We start from the raw sequence: 15,105 nt of genomic DNA, 5'->3' as shown, positions 1-15,105 counted from the left end.
CGCCCGTGCAGGTGGGGGTCAACGTACTCGGCGCCCTCGCCGGCAGTCGTGTAGAACTTCTACGGCGGCGCGGTGGACAGGCAAGCCGCTCGCACACCCGGCCAACCGTTCAGAAAGGGCTCCTGTGAGTGCCATCAGCGTCAGCCAGGCCGCCATGCTCGGTGTCGTGGAGGGGGTGACGGAATTCCTTCCCATCTCCTCCACCGGCCACCTGAAGATCACCGAAGGGCTGATGGGTATCCCCGTCGACGACACGTCCGTCGTCGGCTTCACCGCTGTCATCCAGGTCGGGGCGATCGCCGCCGTGCTGACGTACTTCCGCAAGGACATCATGCGGATCGTCTCCGCCTGGGGCCGCGGCCTGGCGGACCGCGAGGAGCGGTACCACCACGACTACAAGTTCGCCTGGTGGGTCATCTACGCAACCGTCCCCATCGTCGCCGTCGGGCTGGCCGCCAAACCGCTCATCGAGGGCCCGCTGGCCTCGCTGTGGGTGGTGGCCGGATCGTTGATCGCCGGCAGCGGTGTGATGTGGGCGGCCGACCGGATGGGGCGTCACAAGCGCGGCGAGGACGACGCCGGCCTCAAGGACACCATGCTCGTGGGCGGCTCGCAGATCCTCGCCCTGCTCTTCCCCGGCTTCTCCCGCTCCGGCGCGACCATGTCCACGGCCCTCATGCTCGACCTGGACCGGGTCGCGGCCACCCGGCTGTCGTTCTTCCTGGGCATTCCGGCGCTCACGGGCGCGGGCCTGTACGAACTCAAGGACGCCCTCGGCGCCGGCGTGGACACCACCCCGCTCCTCGTCGGCACGGTCGTCTCCTTCGCCGTCGCCTACGCCTCCATTGCCTGGCTGCTGAAGTTCGTCGCGAAGCACTCCTTCAACGCGTTCGTCGTCTACCGGATCCTGGTGGGCGGCGTCCTGTTCGCGCTGCTGGGCACTGGAGCGCTCCACGCCTGACGGGCAGCGCTGTCCGCGGCAGCGGTGACGCTCAGCGCGCAGCTCGGCAACCCATCCGCTGCACGAGGCGCGACCAGTGGTGCGGCACGACGCCCCGGGTTTCACTGAGACATGGCATTCGACGAAGGACTGGCCGAGCGGATCCGCGAACGCCTGAGCACGGATCCCGCGATCACTGAGAAGCGCATGTTCGGCGGCCTGGCGTTCTTGCATCACGGCAATATGGCCGTCGGCGTCATCGGGGACGAGCTCATGGTCCGCGTCGGCCCAGACGGCACCGACGCGGCCCTGGCCCGGCCCGGTGCGCGCGCCTTCGACTTCACCGGCCGCCCGATGCGGGGCTGGGTCGTCGTCGCCGCACCCGCAATCTCCGAGGACAGGGACCTCGACGCATGGATCGACGAGGGCTGTGCCTTCGCGGCGGGTCTGCCACCGAAGTGACCCGCGGACCGGCGATGCGACCAGCGGACCCGCCTCCCGGCCATTGGAACCGGCCGCCGCGGCCGCCCCCTCGAAGCCTGTCCGTCTCGGTCGACCGCGAGGGGATGGAAGCGGTGCCGGGCATCCTGCCTGCGACGCCGGATCGCCGGAGCAGCGGCGGCCTCCCCACCGGCGCGCACGCTGACGTGGGGCGGTCGCCGGTCGGCGCGCTGACCTGACGACCGCCGTGCCCGCGCCGGCATTCGGTTGTGACGGCGCGTCAGCGGCTCAGGCCGTCAACTCACCCGCTCCGCCAGGAAGTCCTCCCAGGTCCGCCGCCCCAGCGTCGCCCCATCGAGGGACAGGTTCTCGCCCGCCCGGTAGGCGCGGCCGGCCTTGCCCGGGATGCGGACCGGCATCATCAACCGGCGCTTGCCGCGCGCCCGCAGATATCCGCGGGCCAGGTCGCCCATCCCGTACACCTTCGGCCCGGCCAGGTCGGGCACCAGGCCGACCGGCTCGCCGAGCGTCAGTTCCACGAGCCGGGCCGCCACGTCGCGGGAGTCGACCGGCTGGAACCGGAGTCCGCCCGGGACCGGTATCACCGGCAGCTTTGCGGTCTTCTCGGCCACGGTCAGGACCAGGTTGTGGAACTGCGCGGCACGCAGCGTCGTCCACGGCACACCGGATTCGGCCACGGCCTGCTCCGCGGCCAGCTTGGACCTGAGCCAGCCCACCGGAACCTTGTCCGCCCCGATGACCGAGATGTACACCAGGTGCCGCACCCCTGCTCGCGCCGCGGCCCGCACCAGGTTCCGGGTCGCCACGTCGTCGCCCTTGGGGCCACCCGCGAGGTGCAGGACGATCTCCGCCCCGTCCACCGCGGCCTCGATCCCCTCGCCCTTGAGCAGGTCACAGGCCACGTATTCGACGCCCTCCCGGGACTCGCGGCCGTGCCGGCTGAGCACCCGCACCTTGCAGCCGGCCTCCAGCAGGAGCGGGACGACGTGGCTCCCGAGCGTGCCCGTACCGCCAGTGACCAGGATGGTTGACGTCATGGCTTCTCCCAAGCTTGTCCGGACCGGGCGCTCGAACTCCCAGCCCCATCAGTAGGTTCTCGGTGATCTACTTCTATGACACCCGCCGAGCGAGGAATGTGACCGATGGACAAGAACGCAGGGCTGGCCGAGCGATTCGAGGAAGACCGCACTCGTCTGCGAGCGGTGGCCTACCGGATGCTCGGCTCGGTGAGTGAGGCCGATGACGCCGTGCAGGAAGCCTGGCTGCGCGTCAGCCGCGCCGACACCAGCGATGTCCAGAACCTCTCCGGATGGCTGACCACGGTGGTGTCACGGGTGTGTCTGAACATGCTGCGCTCGCGCGAGCACCGGCGCGAGGAGCCCCTTGACGTGCTGGTGCCCGACGCGGCACCCGGCCACGAGGAAGGGCGCGACCCCGAGCAGGAAGCGTTGCTGGCCGACTCGGTCGGGGTGGCCATGCTGGTGGTGCTCGACACGCTGACGCCGGCCGAGCGGCTCGCCTTCGTATTGCACGACATGTTCGCCGTGTCCTTCGACGACATCGGCGTGATGCTCGAGCGTTCCCCGGCCGCGGCCCGACAGCTCGCGAGCCGCGCCCGCCGCCGGGTCAAGGGGGGCGCGGCGGTGGCCGACGCGGATCTGGCCCGCAAGCGCCGAGTGGTCGAGGCCTTCCTGGCAGCCACCCGTGGTGGGGACTTCGAGGCGCTGGTCGCACTCCTCGATCCGGACGTGGTGCTCCGGGCGGACAAGGCGGTCGTCCCGACTCCCGAACCCCTCGTCATTCTGGGCGCCCACACCGTGGCCAAGGGCGCGATGGCCGCGACGGGAAGGGCCCGGTTCACCGGACTGGCGCTAATCGACGGAGCAGTTGGGCTCGCCATGGCCCCGCGCGGTCGGCTCTTCCTGGTACTCGCTTTCACGATCACGGACGGCAGGATCACCGAGATCGACGTGATCGCCGACCCGAATCGCCTCGGCCAACTCAAGATTGCCGTTCTCGACGACTGACACAACTACGTCAAGAGCAAGCCGTGTTCCGAGCCTCACCGCTCACTTGGCGGCCGCGGCGTCGATCTCGGCGATCAGGCCCTCGACCCGCTTCTTGATCTCGTCGCGGATGGGGCGTACGGCCTCGACGCCCTGGCCCGCCGGGTCCTCCAGCTCCCAGTCCAGGTAGCGCTTGCCGGGGAAGACAGGGCAGGTGTCGCCGCAGCCCATGGTGATGCAGACGTCGGACTCGCGGACCGCGTCGATCGTGAGGATCTTGGGCGTCTCGGCGGAGATGTCGATCCCGACTTCCTTCATCGCCTCGACTGCTGCCGGGTTCACGGCGTTGCCGGGCTTGGAGCCCGCGGAGCGGACCTCGATTCGGTCACCGGCAAGGTGGGTCAGCCAGGCGGCGGCCATCTGCGAGCGCCCGGCGTTGTGGACGCAGACGAACAGCACGGAGGCGGCGGGTGTGGAGGCCATCGGATCTACTTCCTTTGCTCAGTTCGGACTGGTGTCAGCTCCGGCTGATGTGACAGTATCAGCCCATGATGACGTCAGTCGACACTGACCTGATCCGGGTGCTGGCCGACCCGCTCAGGCTCCGGATCGTGACCCTGCTCGCCCGCGAGACCCTGTGCACTACGCACCTGGTCGAGGAGACCGGCGCCCGGCAGACGAATCTCTCGAACCACCTGAAGGTGCTGCGCGAGGCGGGGGTCGTGGAGACCGAGCCCTGCGGACGGTTCACCTACTACAGGCTTCGCCCAGACGTCATCGCCTCCCTTGCCGGTCAGTTCGCCGACCTCGCGGAGACCGCGCGCGCCACCGCCGAGGCGAACATCAAGCGCTCCTGCCCCTGAACACCTTTTCCCGTTGCGCCTGCTTGCGTCTGCACTGAGGAGTCCTGTTGAGCACCACCCGGGCCGCCGGAACCGAGTCCGCCGCGGAGGCCGTCGTTTCCGCCACCGAACCGCAGCCCGCGCCGGGCGCCACCCCGCCGCGCACGCCGCTCGTGGCCCGGGCCGCCGCCGAACTGGTCGGCACCGCCGCTCTGGTCGCGGTGGTCGTCGGCTCCGGCATCCAGGCCACCGAGCTCACCCAGGACGTCGGCCTCCAGCTCCTGGCCAACTCCATCGCCACCGTCTTCGGGCTCGGCGTACTGATCGCCCTGCTCGGCCCGGTCTCCGGCGCGCACTTCAACCCGGCCGTCACGCTGGCCGAGTGGTGGACCGCCCGCCGCGGCGGCCCCGGCGTCACCGCACGCGAGGCGGTCGTCTACGTCCCCGCCCAGATCGCGGGCGCGGTCGCGGGCGCCGTGCTGGCCGACGCGATGTTCGCCGAGCCGCTGGTCAAGTGGTCCACGCATGACCGCTCGGCCGGACACCTGCTGCTCGGCGAGGTCGTGGCGACCGCAGGGCTGATCCTGTTGATCTTCGGCCTGGCGCGCACCGACCGCCTGCGCTTCGCGCCGGTCGCCGTCGCCTCGTACATCGGTGCCGCCTACTGGTTCACGTCGTCCACGTCGTTCGCCAATCCGGCTGTGACGATCGGCCGTGCGTTCACCGACACCTTCGCGGGCATCGCGCCCTCCTCGGTCCCGGGCTTCATCGGCGCCCAGCTGGCCGGCACGGTGGTCGGACTGGCGCTGGTGGCGCTCGTCTTCATGCAGGGGCGGGACGCTTCCCGGCAACCGGCCGGGTGAGCTCAGACCCCGGCGCCGCCGTCAGGACAGGGTGCCGACGATGGTGCGGACCTGGTCGGCCACCTCTTGCGGCAGGGGGGCGTAGTGGATGCGCGAGAGGTCCTTCTGCCCCTCCGCGCCCGCGGTGTAGGTCAGGAAGGACTTGAGGGCGGGCAGGACATCGGCGGGGGTGCCCTTGTCGCAGACGATCTCGTACGTGACGAGGACGATGGGGTATGCCCCGTCGGCCTTGGTCCTGTAGTCGAACTTCACCGTCATGTCCTTGCCGGTTCCCGACACATGGCCCGCGGCGATACCGGCCGATGCCGTCTCGGCGGAGACGGCGACGGGCTCGGGGGCGCCCGTGTCGAGTCTGACGGTGGGGATCTTGCTGGCCTTCGCGAAGGACAGCTCGAAGTAGCCGATCGCGCCGTCCGTGCCCGCCACCTGGGATGCCACCCCGTCGGAACCGGCCGCGGAGTTGCCTCCCTTCGCCTGCCAGGTCTTCTCCTTGGGATAGGGCCAGTCGTCCGGGGCGGCCCCGGAGAGGTAGGCGTTGAAGTTCTGGGTCGTACCGGAGCCGTCGGAGCGGTGCACCGCACTGATGGGGGTGGCGGGCAGCCGGAGGCCGGGGTTCAGGCGCTGGATGGCCGGAGCGTTCCACACGGTGATCTCCGAGTCGAAGATCTTCGCGAGAGTGGGGGCATCGAGGACGAGGTTGTCGACGCCCGAGAGGTTGTAGCCGAGGGCGATGGGGCCGCCGACCATCGGCAGATCGATGGCTCTGCCTCCTTTGCACACCTCCCGGGAGTCCTCGATCTCGTCCGGCTTCAGCGTGCTGTCGGTCCCGCCGAGCACGGTCGCCCCGCGCAGAAACTGGGCGACACCGGCGCCGGAGCCGACGGGCACGTAGCGGAACTGCACGCCCGGGCAGGCGCGTTGGTACTCGCGCATCCAGTGCGTCATCGCGTTCTGCTGGGCGGAGGACCCGGACGCTGCCAGTTGACCCTTCGTGGCGCACGCGATGTGGCTGGTCGCCGTGGCAGTCGGCCGCGGGTCGTCCGCGGCGCCGAGCCCGCAGGCGGAGAGGAGGGCGACACCCGTCGCTGCTGCCGCACCCGCGCCGAGCAGATGCCTGCGGCTCGTGGGTCGATGCTGCATCTGTGGTCCCTTCCAGAAGCCGGGGACATTGATGCTCGGCTATGCGGGAGCGGCCGAGGTGACGCCTCGATGAACACCAGCCGTCGCTCTGGCGCCCCGGCTAGTAATTTGATGAATGTCTATGTTGACGTTCATCGAATCAGGTGCCATGCTGGCCGTGCAAGCCATCGACAGTTGTCGAAACAGGCGGCGTCTCTCGGCTCGGCTCCGACCGCGTGGGAGACGCCGACCGTGAATCAGTAGCCGCTCACAGCCCCAGCAGGAGGCACGTCATGTCCCGTGTACAACTCGCACTCCGCGTTCCCGACCTCGCCGCCGCCATCGCCTTCTACACCAAGCTCTTCGGCACCGGGCCCGCCAAACTCCGCGACGGCTATGCCAACTTCGCCATCGCCGAGCCGCCGCTCAAGCTCGTCCTCATCGAAGGCGACACGGGCGAGGACACCCGTATGGACCACCTCGGCGTCGAGGTCGAAACCGCCGACGCCGTCCACGCCGCCACTGCCCGCCTGAGCGAGGCGGGCCTTGCGACGGCGGAGGAGAACGACACCACCTGTTGCTACGCACTCCAGGACAAGGTCTGGGTCCATGGCCCCGGCCGTGAGCCCTGGGAGGTGTACGTCGTCAAGGCCGACGCCGACACGTCGGCCAAGCAGCCTGGCAGCGCGTGCTGCGCGGAAGCCGGCCAACCGGTGGGCGCCGACCTCTGCTGCTGATCCTGTGGGTCCGCCCTGCGGCTGTTCCGGCCAGGGGAGCCGGTCTTATGACGGCGGCGTCCCCCCGGTCCCAGGACTGCGCCGGGCCCGGGCGATGAGCAGGGCCACGTCGTCGTGGTTTCCCGGTTGGCGCAGCTCGCGCAGGAGTGCGTCGCAGGTGTCCTCCAGGGATCGCCGCGGCTGCGCGAGGAGGGCGAGGAAGGCGTCCAGACGTTCGTCGATGGCCTGGTCGCGTGTTTCGACCAGGCCATCGGTGTAGAGGACGAGTTGGTCCTCGGGGTGCAGGGCCAGCGTGGTGGTGTGGAAGGTGATGTCGCCGACGCCGAGCGGCGCGCCGGTGGGCAGGTCGAGCAGTTCGGGGGCCCGGCCGGGGCGTACCAGCGCGGGTGGGAGGTGTCCGGCGCTGGAGATGAGGCACTGGGCGTTGTGGGGATCGTAGATGGCGTAGATGCACGTGGTGATGGTCTGCCCCATGCGGTCGGTGATGCGGTCGAGGTGGCGCAGCACCTGGGCGGGGTCGAGGTCGAGTTCGGCCAGCGTGCGGGTGGCGGTGCGGAGCTGGCCCATCGTGGCGGCGGCGGTGATGCCGCTGCCCATGACGTCGCCGATGACCAGCGCCGTCTTGTCTCCGGACAGCGGGATGACGTCGAACCAGTCGCCTCCCACCTCACTGGCGGCCAGGGCGGGCTGGTAGCGGTAGGCGATCTCCAGGCCGGGCTGTTCCGGTGGCTGCTGCGGCAGAAGGCTGCGCTGCAGCGTGAGGGCCGTGTTGCGCAACTGCCGGTACCAGCGGGCGTTGTCGATGCACACGGCAGCCCGCGCCGCCAGCTCGCCGGCCAGGACCTCGTCGTCGGCGTCGAACGGCTGGGGGTTGGTGGTGCGCTTGAGGTCCAGGGCGCCGAGTACTTCACCCCGCGCGATCAGCGGCACGGCCAGATACGAGTGCACTCCCGCGGCAGCCAGCAGCGTCGCGGCTTCGGGACTGCGGGCGATGCACTTCAGGTCATCGCTGTCCACGTGGGACACGCGGACCGGGCGGCCGGTGTTCACGCACTGGGTGACCAGCCGGTCGGCGTCGTACCGGGCGACCTCGCCGGGCTGATCGGCCGCCCGTACGGCATCACTGGCATGTGAGGCGGCGACGGCCAGAGCGCGGAAGACCGCGGGGCCTTCGTGGATGACGGTGCCCGAATGGCCGTTGAGGATGCTGTCGAGTACGTCCACCGCCGCCACGTCGGCCAGCTCGGGCACCGACACCTCGGCGAGTTCGCGGGCTGTCTGTTCGAGGTCGAGCGTGGTGCCGATGCGTATCGAGGCGTCGGCGACGAGAGCCAGGCGTTGCCGGGCCTGGGCGGCCTCTCTGGTGGCCAGATATCGCTCGGTGACGTCCACGACGGAGGTGGCCAGACCCAGGACCTTCCCGTTCGAGGACTCCAGCCGGTAGAAGGACACCGACCAGGCGTGCTCGTGGTCCGGGTCGGCCGGTGTGTGCCCGACGGACTCCCGGTCCAGGATCGGAATACCGGTGGCGAGAACTTTGCGCATCGCGGCCTCGATGGCCGCGGTGTCCAAGAACGGCAGAGCTTCTCGGACATGCCGGCCAACGTGCTCGGCGGCAGGCAGGCCGTTGATGCGCTCCAGGGCAGCGTTGACGGTGACGTACCGCAGATCGGTGTCCACCACCGCAAGGCCGATCGGGGACTGGGAGATCAGCCGTGTGGACAGCGCGAGGTCTCGCTCCACCTGCCGCAACGTGCCCTGCTCGGTGGCCAGGCCCAAGGCGTAGAAGCCTTTCCGGTTGTCCTCCAGCCGCATGTTGCGGAACTCGACCAGTCGCGTGCCGCCGTCCTTGTGCCGCACGGGAAAGACACCCGCCCAGGTCCCCTCGCCCGCCATGACCTGAGAAAACAGCCGCCGTATCAGCGCCCGGTGCTGCTCGTGGACGAGCAGTCGGGCGGCGTACCGGCCGAGCGCCTCTTTGGCGGCGTACCCGAACAACCCCTCGGCCTGCGGGCTCCACAGGACGATCCGGCCGTCCGCGTCCAGCACCACGGCGGCGACGCTCAGGACGTCCATGAGGCCACTCGGCTCGGAGCTGCTGCCCTTGGGCCGGGCCGCGTCGGCCGGGAAGGATTCGGTTGTGCTCATCCCAGGCCCTCCGTCCGCCCGCCGCCATCCTCGATGCCCGGTGCTGACTCCGGCCTCGGGCGCCGCCGGTCTCGATGACTTCCATGGTCTCTCAGCGCTGCCTGCGGCCGCACCCTGTCGACCACTACAGCTCCCGCGTACCCCCGCCGTACGAAACAAGACGTAGCGAGCCCTGCGTTTCCGCTGCGACGTCCCAGCGTGGCGGGCCGCTGGCCGCTGCGATCACCGCGGGGCCCAATCTGCACAGGATGCTCACGCGAGGGCGTCCGCCAGCGGCGTACGGTCCGCCGCGCCGGGGCCGGGCGATTGAACATCCCGGCCGCACGGGTGTCAGCGGTGACTCGTACGATGACCAGCCATGAACAGCAGCGAGACCGGCAGACGGCTGGTCGATGGCCGCTTCGAACTTCTCGGACGTCTGGGAAGCGGCGGCATGGGCACGGTGTGGCGCGCCCGCGACATCGCCCTGCACCGGGAGGTCGCGCTCAAGGAAGTGCGGCCGCCCGACCCCGCGACGGGGGACGCGAGCTCCGCACTCGCGCAGACTCTGAGGGACCGCGCGATCCGGGAGGCACGCGCGCTGGCCAGGCTGGCTCATCCGCATGTCGTCACGATCCACCACATCGTCGAGCCTCTCGACGGATCGCACCCCTGGATCGTCATGGAGCTGGTGCAGGGCGGCTCGCTGCACGACCGGCTCGCCCACGGTCCGCTGCCGCTCCCCGAAGCGCTGAAAATCGGCCTCGACGTCCTCTCCGCACTGCGGGCCGCGCACGCGGCCGGTGTCCAGCACCGCGACGTGAAGCCGGCCAACGTCCTGTTGCGGCCGGACGGGAACGCCGTGCTCACCGACTTCGGTATCGCGGCCCTGCGGGAATCGACCAGCCTGACGGCCACCGGCGACCTCATCGGCTCGCCCGAGTACATCGCGCCCGAACGCATCCGCGGTGAGGAGGGCAACCCGGCCTCGGACCTGTGGTCCCTCGGCATGCTGCTCTACGTCGCCACCGAGGGCAGCCATCCGCTGCGGCGCGCCACCAGTCTCGCGACGCTCGTCGCTGTGCTCGACGAGCCGGTCCCCCCGGCCACGCGCTCGGGCCCGCTGGCGCCGGTCCTCGCCGGACTGCTGGTTCGGGACACCTCGGCGCGGCCCGACGCGGACCGCCTGGAGGAGCTGCTGCGGGCCGCGGCCGACGAGGCGGCCGGGCGTCCGGCCCGGCCCGCGCAGCCCGCGGGCACGACGCCCGTGCCCTCGGCCGGGCAGCAGTTCGGGCCGCCGGTTCCCCCACCCGCCGACGGGGCCTTCGGCCCCTACGCGCCGATGCCGCCGTACGGATCGACACCGTACGGACCGACGACGCCCGTGGACCAGGTCTACGGGCTTGCCCCTGTGCCGGACCGACGTGCGCGCAGGAGGCTGCCCGTCGTCCTCGCGATCGCCGCAGCCCTGGTCGCGGTGAGCATCGGCGCCGTGAAGCTGGTGTCCGTTCTCGGCGGCGAGGACTCGGGCGGCGGGTCCGCCAACCACTCGGGCGGTCCCACCGCTTCGGCAGGCGGCACGACGGGCCCCGGACGCGACACCGATGCGGCCGGTCCACAGGCGAGCACCACCCCCGTGCCAACTCCCGCCTCGAAGCAGGACGATCTGCTGACGCCGGCGGGTGTACGGGCGGCGGTGGCGTCCCTGTCGGCGAAGGCGGGCAGTGCAAAGGCCGTGGATTTCACGGTCTACCCCGGTTACGCGATCGCCTCCATGCCGCTGAAAACACGCCCGAGCGTCTACGACAGCCTCCAGTACCGCGACGGTGAGACCTCGAAATGGGGCACTGGAGGCACCATCCGGCAGGGGTCGACGATCATCGACCTGTCGAAGGTCGACTGGGACAAGCTGCCGGCGCTGATCAAGCGCGCGGACAAGGAGTTGGGCGTGCCCAGACCGACGACCCGCTACGTCCTGGTGGACAGCGACATCATCAGCGGGGAGCCCTCTCTGAGGGTCTACGTCGGTGACGAGTACGGCTCGGGCTATCTCGCCGCAGGACTCGACGGCACCGTACACAAGCTCTATCCGGTCTCCGGCTGACGCCAGGAAAGGACCACGGTCCCGGCGCGGGTCACCACTGCGCCGGTGACAACTGCTCCCTGTCGCCAGGGATTTGACGATTCGTCACCATCCCCGCAGGTTGAGCGCTTTGCGATCTCTTTGCCAACAGGGCAGGGGGGATCTCTTCGCATGTCAGGGGCTGTCAGGCAACGAGCCTGAAGAGGCATCTCAAAGTTACTGTCGGGCAGTCGGGTCAGTCGCGCCCGTGGGGGACCTGGGCGCGCAGGCGCCAAGTCGCAGTAATGCGGCGATGGTTGTGAACCGCTCGGCCCGCTGCCGCTCATGGTAGGTGAGCCTTGCCTCACTTTCAAGAGGTGACCTCGGCGCCTGGCTCTTCGCACATTCCCGACACCGTCGACCCCTGTACCGGGGTATGCAGAGAAACTGGGAGATCCCAAGGTGACCACGGTCCATGACACGCTCACCACGGAGGAGTCCGGAGCCGGAGTCGTCGGCACGGCGACGGCTCTCCTCGATGCCTATCGGCCCGCGACGGACCGCTTCTTCGCCTCGCCGACGAGAACGCTCCTCGCCCGCGGTCTGCGTGCCTCCGTGGCGCACGACGCGCGACCGCTGACCGAGCGCGTCCAGGACGCCCTGACGGCGGCCCGGGCCTCGGGACAGCCCGACCCGGTGGTCATCGGAGCCATCCCCTTCGACCCGTCCGCACCGGCCGCGCTCGCCGTCCCCGAGACACTGCACCGGGCACCTGCCCTCGGCAAGGACCCGCTGATCGCCCTGCCCGCGCCCCAACCGGCCGCCACCGCCTGGAAGATGCGCCCGGTGCCTCTGCCCGAGCAGTACGCGGCCGCTGTCGCCACGGCTGTCGGCCGGATGAAAGCGGGCGAGTTCCGCAAGGTCGTCCTCGCCCGCGCACTCGACCTGACCGGCGACCGGGAACCCGACGTGCCGGGAATGCTCCAGCGCCTCGCCCGCCGTGACACCCGCGGCTACACCTTCGCGATGCCCACGGGCACGGACCGCACCCTGCTCGGCGCCAGCCCCGAACTGCTCGTCTCCCGACGCGGCAGCAGCCTGCTGGCCAACCCGCTCGCCGGTTCCACACCCCGCAGTGCCGACCTGGCCGAGGACGTGCGGCGCGCCGCCGCGCTGCTCGAATCGCCCAAGGACCTGCACGAGCACGCCGTCGTCGTGACCGCCATACGCGAGGCGCTGGCCCCGTACTGCACCGACCTCGTGGTGCCCGAGCGGCCCACCCTCGTGAAGACCGCCGCCATGTGGCACCTGTCGACAACTATCACCGGATCCCTCGCCGGACAGCCGGTCTCCGCACTGGAACTCGCCTGCGCCCTGCACCCCACACCGGCCGTCTGCGGCGAGCCGACCGCGCTGGCCCGCAAGGTCATCGGGGAACTGGAGCCGTTCGACCGCGGGCTGTATTCCGGCGTCGTGGGCTGGGGCGACGCGCAGGGGGACGGCGAGTGGGTGGTGACCATCCGCTGCGCCGAGGCGGCCAGGGGCGGTCTGCGGCTGTTCGCCGGGGCGGGCGTGGTGGCCTCGTCCGACCCGGCGGCCGAGACCGCGGAGACGAGCGCCAAGTTCCGTACGTTCCTCGACGCCGTGGGGGCAGAACTGTGAGCGCCGAAGCGCCCACCTGGCCCGCCGACTTCGCCGCGCGCTACCGCGCGGCCGGGTACTGGCAGGGCGAGACGTTCGGACAGATGCTGCGGGCCCGTGCCGTGCAGTACCCGGACCGGGTCGCTGTCGTGGACCCGGCCGGGGCCGGGCGGCGCTGGACCTACGCCGAGCTGGACCGCCGGGCCGACCGGCTCGCCGCCGGCTTGCGCGACTCCGGTATCGCCAGGGGCGACCGGGTCGTGGTGCAGCTGCCGAACGTCGCGGAGTTCTTCGAGGTGGTCTTCGCGCTGTTCCGGATCGGTGCGCTGCCGGTGTTCGCCCTGCCGGCCCACCGGGAGGTGGAGATCGGGTACTTCTGCTCGTTCTCCGACGCGGTCGCGTATGTCATCGCCGACCACCACGAGGGCTTCGACTACCGCGGCCTCGCCGCCAAGGTGAAGGAGCAGGCGCCCACGCTCCGCCATGTGTTCGTCGTGGGGGAGCCGGGCGAGCACACCGCGCTGAGCGCCGTGCCGCGCGAACCGGCCGGGCTCGTTGGCCCTGACGGGCCGGAGGCGTCGGACCTGGCCTTCCTCCAGCTGTCCGGCGGCAGTACGGGAGTGCCGAAGCTGATTCCCCGTACGCACGACGACTACTTGTACTCGCTGCGCGGATCGAACGAGATCTGCGCGATGGACGAGGACAGCGTGTATCTCGTCGTCCTGCCCGCCGCGCACAACTTCCCGCTCAGCTCGCCGGGTTCGCTGGGCACCCTGTGCGCGGGCGGACGCGTGGTGCTGTGCCCCGGCCCGGCTCCCGAGACCGCTTTCCCCCTCATTGAAAGCGAGGGCGTGACGATCACCGGCCTCGTGCCCCCGCTCGCCCTGGTGTGGACCGAGGCCGCCCGCAGCACGCCGCACGACCTGTCCAGCCTGGACGTGCTGCTGGTGGGCGGCGCCAAGCTCAGCGAGGCGGCCGCCCGGCGCGTACGTCCCGCGCTCGACTGCACGCTCCAGCAGGTCTTCGGCATGGCCGAAGGCCTCGTCAACTACACCCGGCTGGACGACGACGAGGAGACCATCCTCACCACCCAGGGCCGTCCCATCTCGCCCGACGACGAGATCCGCATCGTCGACGACGAGGACCAGGACGTCGCACCGGGGGAGCCGGGGCATCTGCTCACCCGCGGTCCCTACACCATCCGGGGCTACTGGCGAGCCCCGGAGCACAACGAGCGCTCGTTCACGACAGACGGCTTCTACCGCACCGGCGACATAGCCAGGGCCACCCCGAGCGGCCACCTCGTGGTCGAGGGGCGCGCCAAGGACCAGATCAACCGCGGCGGCGAGAAGATCGCGGCCGAGGAGGTCGAGAACGTCATCCTCGGCCACCCGGCCGTGCACGACGTGTCCGTCGTCTCCGTACCCGACGACTACCTCGGCGAGCGCACCTGCGCCTACGTCATCCTCCGCGAGGCGGCCGAGCTGCGCCCCGCCGCCCTGCGACGGTTCGTGCGCGAACGCGGTCTGGCCGCCTACAAGGTGCCCGACCGTGTCGAGTTCGTCGACGTCTTCCCGCACACGGGTGTCGGCAAGGTCAGCAAGAAGGACCTGCGCACGACCGCCACCCAGCCCGCCCATCCCTGAAAGGCACTACCTTCCATGGCGCTGCCCGCCATCGCTCCCTACGCCATGCCCGGCGTCGCCGGCCTGCCCGAGAACCGCGTCGACTGGACCGTCGATCCGGCGCGGGCCGTTCTGCTCGTCCACGACCTGCAGAACCACTTCCTGTCCGCCTTCGAGGCGGATGCCTCACCCGTGACCGAACTCCTCGCCAACACCGCCCGGCTCACCAAGCAGGCCCGCAGCCGCGGCATCCCGGTCGTCTACTCCGCCCAGCCCGGCGGACAGAGCCCCGAACAGCGCGGTCTCCAGCAGGACTTCTGGGGGCCGGGGCTGCCCGCCGACCCGCACGCGGAAGCCATCGCCGCGGCCGTGGCTCCCCAGGACGGCGACACCGTTCTCACCAAGTGGAAGTACAGCGCCTTCGTACGGTCCGACCTCGCCGCTCTGATGGAGCTCCAGGGCCGCGACCAGCTCGTCATCACGGGCGTCTACGCACACATCGGCGTGATCGCGACCGCCTGCGACGCGTGGATGCGCGACATCCAGGCCTTCGTCGTCGCCGACGCCGTCGCCGACTTCGGCGAGGACGAACACCGATCGGCGCTGCGCTGGGCCGCCGGCCGCTGCGCCGTCGTCATCACCACCGACGCGCTCTTCCAGGGGGACTGACTCGTGGCGCTG

General features: G+C 70.6%; 14 protein-coding genes. 10 read left to right on the top strand and 4 right to left on the bottom strand.

What is annotated here, in order from left to right:
- The first annotated feature begins 124 nt into the window (after positions 1-124).
- The gene (locus tag OG905_RS03730; protein ID WP_328666156.1) at positions 125-961 is read left to right on the top strand and encodes an undecaprenyl-diphosphate phosphatase; all 837 of its coding nucleotides are present in this window, start codon (positions 125-127) and stop codon (positions 959-961) included.
- 111 nt (positions 962-1,072) lie between these two features.
- The gene (locus tag OG905_RS03725) at positions 1,073-1,402 is read left to right on the top strand and encodes a TfoX/Sxy family protein (RefSeq protein WP_328666155.1); all 330 of its coding nucleotides are present in this window, start codon (positions 1,073-1,075) and stop codon (positions 1,400-1,402) included.
- Positions 1,403-1,677: 275 nt separating this feature from the next.
- Here the strand turns inward: OG905_RS03725 and OG905_RS03720 are convergent, their stop codons facing one another.
- Positions 1,678-2,439, bottom strand: a complete 762-nt coding sequence (locus OG905_RS03720) for an SDR family oxidoreductase (RefSeq protein WP_328666154.1) — start codon at positions 2,437-2,439, stop codon at positions 1,678-1,680.
- Positions 2,440-2,544: 105 nt separating this feature from the next.
- Here OG905_RS03720 and OG905_RS03715 point away from each other — a divergent pair, with 105 nt between their 5' ends.
- Entirely contained in the window at positions 2,545-3,429 is an 885-nt protein-coding gene (locus tag OG905_RS03715; protein ID WP_328666153.1) for a sigma-70 family RNA polymerase sigma factor, read from the top strand.
- Between the two features lie 42 nt (positions 3,430-3,471).
- Here OG905_RS03715 and OG905_RS03710 read toward each other — a convergent pair whose 3' ends face one another.
- On the bottom strand, positions 3,472-3,891 hold the full coding sequence (locus OG905_RS03710) for an arsenate reductase ArsC (RefSeq protein ID WP_328666152.1): 420 nt from the start codon (positions 3,889-3,891) through the stop codon (positions 3,472-3,474).
- A gap of 65 nt (positions 3,892-3,956) precedes the next feature.
- On the opposite strand from OG905_RS03710, the gene OG905_RS03705 reads away from it, so the two are divergent.
- Together OG905_RS03705 and OG905_RS03700 are read left to right on the top strand one after the other, a co-directional pair.
- The gene (locus tag OG905_RS03705; RefSeq protein WP_328666151.1) at positions 3,957-4,271 is read left to right on the top strand and encodes an ArsR/SmtB family transcription factor; all 315 of its coding nucleotides are present in this window, start codon (positions 3,957-3,959) and stop codon (positions 4,269-4,271) included.
- A 47-nt stretch (positions 4,272-4,318) separates the two neighbouring features.
- Positions 4,319-5,113 carry an aquaporin gene (locus tag OG905_RS03700; protein ID WP_328666150.1) on the top strand — a complete coding sequence of 265 codons (795 nt, stop codon included), beginning with the start codon at positions 4,319-4,321 and terminating at the stop codon, positions 5,111-5,113.
- 21 nt (positions 5,114-5,134) lie between these two features.
- On the opposite strand, the gene pstS is transcribed toward OG905_RS03700, so the two are convergent.
- A complete protein-coding gene (gene pstS, locus OG905_RS03695) occupies positions 5,135-6,253 on the bottom strand; it encodes a phosphate ABC transporter substrate-binding protein PstS (RefSeq protein WP_328666149.1) in 1,119 nt (372 codons plus the stop codon).
- A 272-nt stretch (positions 6,254-6,525) separates the two neighbouring features.
- Here pstS and OG905_RS03690 point away from each other — a divergent pair, with 272 nt between their 5' ends.
- The gene (locus OG905_RS03690) at positions 6,526-6,969 is read left to right on the top strand and encodes an ArsI/CadI family heavy metal resistance metalloenzyme (RefSeq protein ID WP_328666148.1); all 444 of its coding nucleotides are present in this window, start codon (positions 6,526-6,528) and stop codon (positions 6,967-6,969) included.
- A gap of 45 nt (positions 6,970-7,014) precedes the next feature.
- Here the strand turns inward: OG905_RS03690 and OG905_RS03685 are convergent, their stop codons facing one another.
- Entirely contained in the window at positions 7,015-9,117 is a 2,103-nt protein-coding gene (locus OG905_RS03685; RefSeq protein WP_328666147.1) for a SpoIIE family protein phosphatase, read from the bottom strand.
- A 358-nt stretch (positions 9,118-9,475) separates the two neighbouring features.
- Here OG905_RS03685 and OG905_RS03680 point away from each other — a divergent pair, with 358 nt between their 5' ends.
- From OG905_RS03680 to OG905_RS03665, 4 genes are all read left to right on the top strand, one after another.
- Positions 9,476-11,200: a serine/threonine-protein kinase gene (locus tag OG905_RS03680; RefSeq protein ID WP_328666146.1), complete on the top strand. Its 1,725-nt coding sequence runs from the start codon at positions 9,476-9,478 to the stop codon at positions 11,198-11,200.
- A 420-nt stretch (positions 11,201-11,620) separates the two neighbouring features.
- Positions 11,621-12,820 (top strand): isochorismate synthase DhbC, encoded by a 1,200-nt coding sequence (gene dhbC / locus OG905_RS03675; RefSeq protein ID WP_328666145.1) that lies wholly within the window; start codon positions 11,621-11,623, stop codon positions 12,818-12,820.
- Positions 12,817-14,445, top strand: coding sequence for a (2,3-dihydroxybenzoyl)adenylate synthase (locus OG905_RS03670; protein WP_328666144.1), 1,629 nt, complete (start codon positions 12,817-12,819; stop codon positions 14,443-14,445). The genes dhbC and OG905_RS03670 overlap by 4 nt, the downstream gene beginning before the upstream one ends.
- Positions 14,446-14,460: 15 nt before the next feature.
- Positions 14,461-15,093 carry an isochorismatase family protein gene (locus tag OG905_RS03665; RefSeq protein ID WP_328666143.1) on the top strand — a complete coding sequence of 211 codons (633 nt, stop codon included), beginning with the start codon at positions 14,461-14,463 and terminating at the stop codon, positions 15,091-15,093.
- Positions 15,094-15,105: the final 12 nt, after the last annotated feature.

It is taken from the genome of Streptomyces sp. NBC_00322, from assembly GCF_036147535.1.
Lineage (GTDB): Bacteria > Actinomycetota > Actinomycetes > Streptomycetales > Streptomycetaceae > Streptomyces.
The sequence above is the reverse complement of the archived record's forward strand: the minus strand, read 5'-3'. Positions and strand labels throughout refer to the sequence as shown.

Bases quoted from the DNA above. Each gene is read 5' to 3' on its own strand.
- OG905_RS03725 (WP_328666155.1), top strand. From the start codon at position 1,073: ATGGCATTCGACGAAGGACTGGCCGAGCGGATCCGCGAACGCCTGAGC.
- OG905_RS03720 (WP_328666154.1), bottom strand. From the start codon at position 2,439: ATGACGTCAACCATCCTGGTCACTGGCGGTACGGGCACGCTCGGGAGC.
- OG905_RS03715 (WP_328666153.1), top strand. From the start codon at position 2,545: ATGGACAAGAACGCAGGGCTGGCCGAGCGATTCGAGGAAGACCGCACT.
- OG905_RS03710 (WP_328666152.1), bottom strand. From the start codon at position 3,891: ATGGCCTCCACACCCGCCGCCTCCGTGCTGTTCGTCTGCGTCCACAAC.
- OG905_RS03705 (WP_328666151.1), top strand. From the start codon at position 3,957: ATGATGACGTCAGTCGACACTGACCTGATCCGGGTGCTGGCCGACCCG.
- pstS (WP_328666149.1), bottom strand. From the start codon at position 6,253: ATGCAGCATCGACCCACGAGCCGCAGGCATCTGCTCGGCGCGGGTGCG.
- OG905_RS03690 (WP_328666148.1), top strand. From the start codon at position 6,526: ATGTCCCGTGTACAACTCGCACTCCGCGTTCCCGACCTCGCCGCCGCC.
- OG905_RS03685 (WP_328666147.1), bottom strand. From the start codon at position 9,117: ATGAGCACAACCGAATCCTTCCCGGCCGACGCGGCCCGGCCCAAGGGC.
- OG905_RS03680 (WP_328666146.1), top strand. From the start codon at position 9,476: ATGAACAGCAGCGAGACCGGCAGACGGCTGGTCGATGGCCGCTTCGAA.
- OG905_RS03665 (WP_328666143.1), top strand. From the start codon at position 14,461: ATGGCGCTGCCCGCCATCGCTCCCTACGCCATGCCCGGCGTCGCCGGC.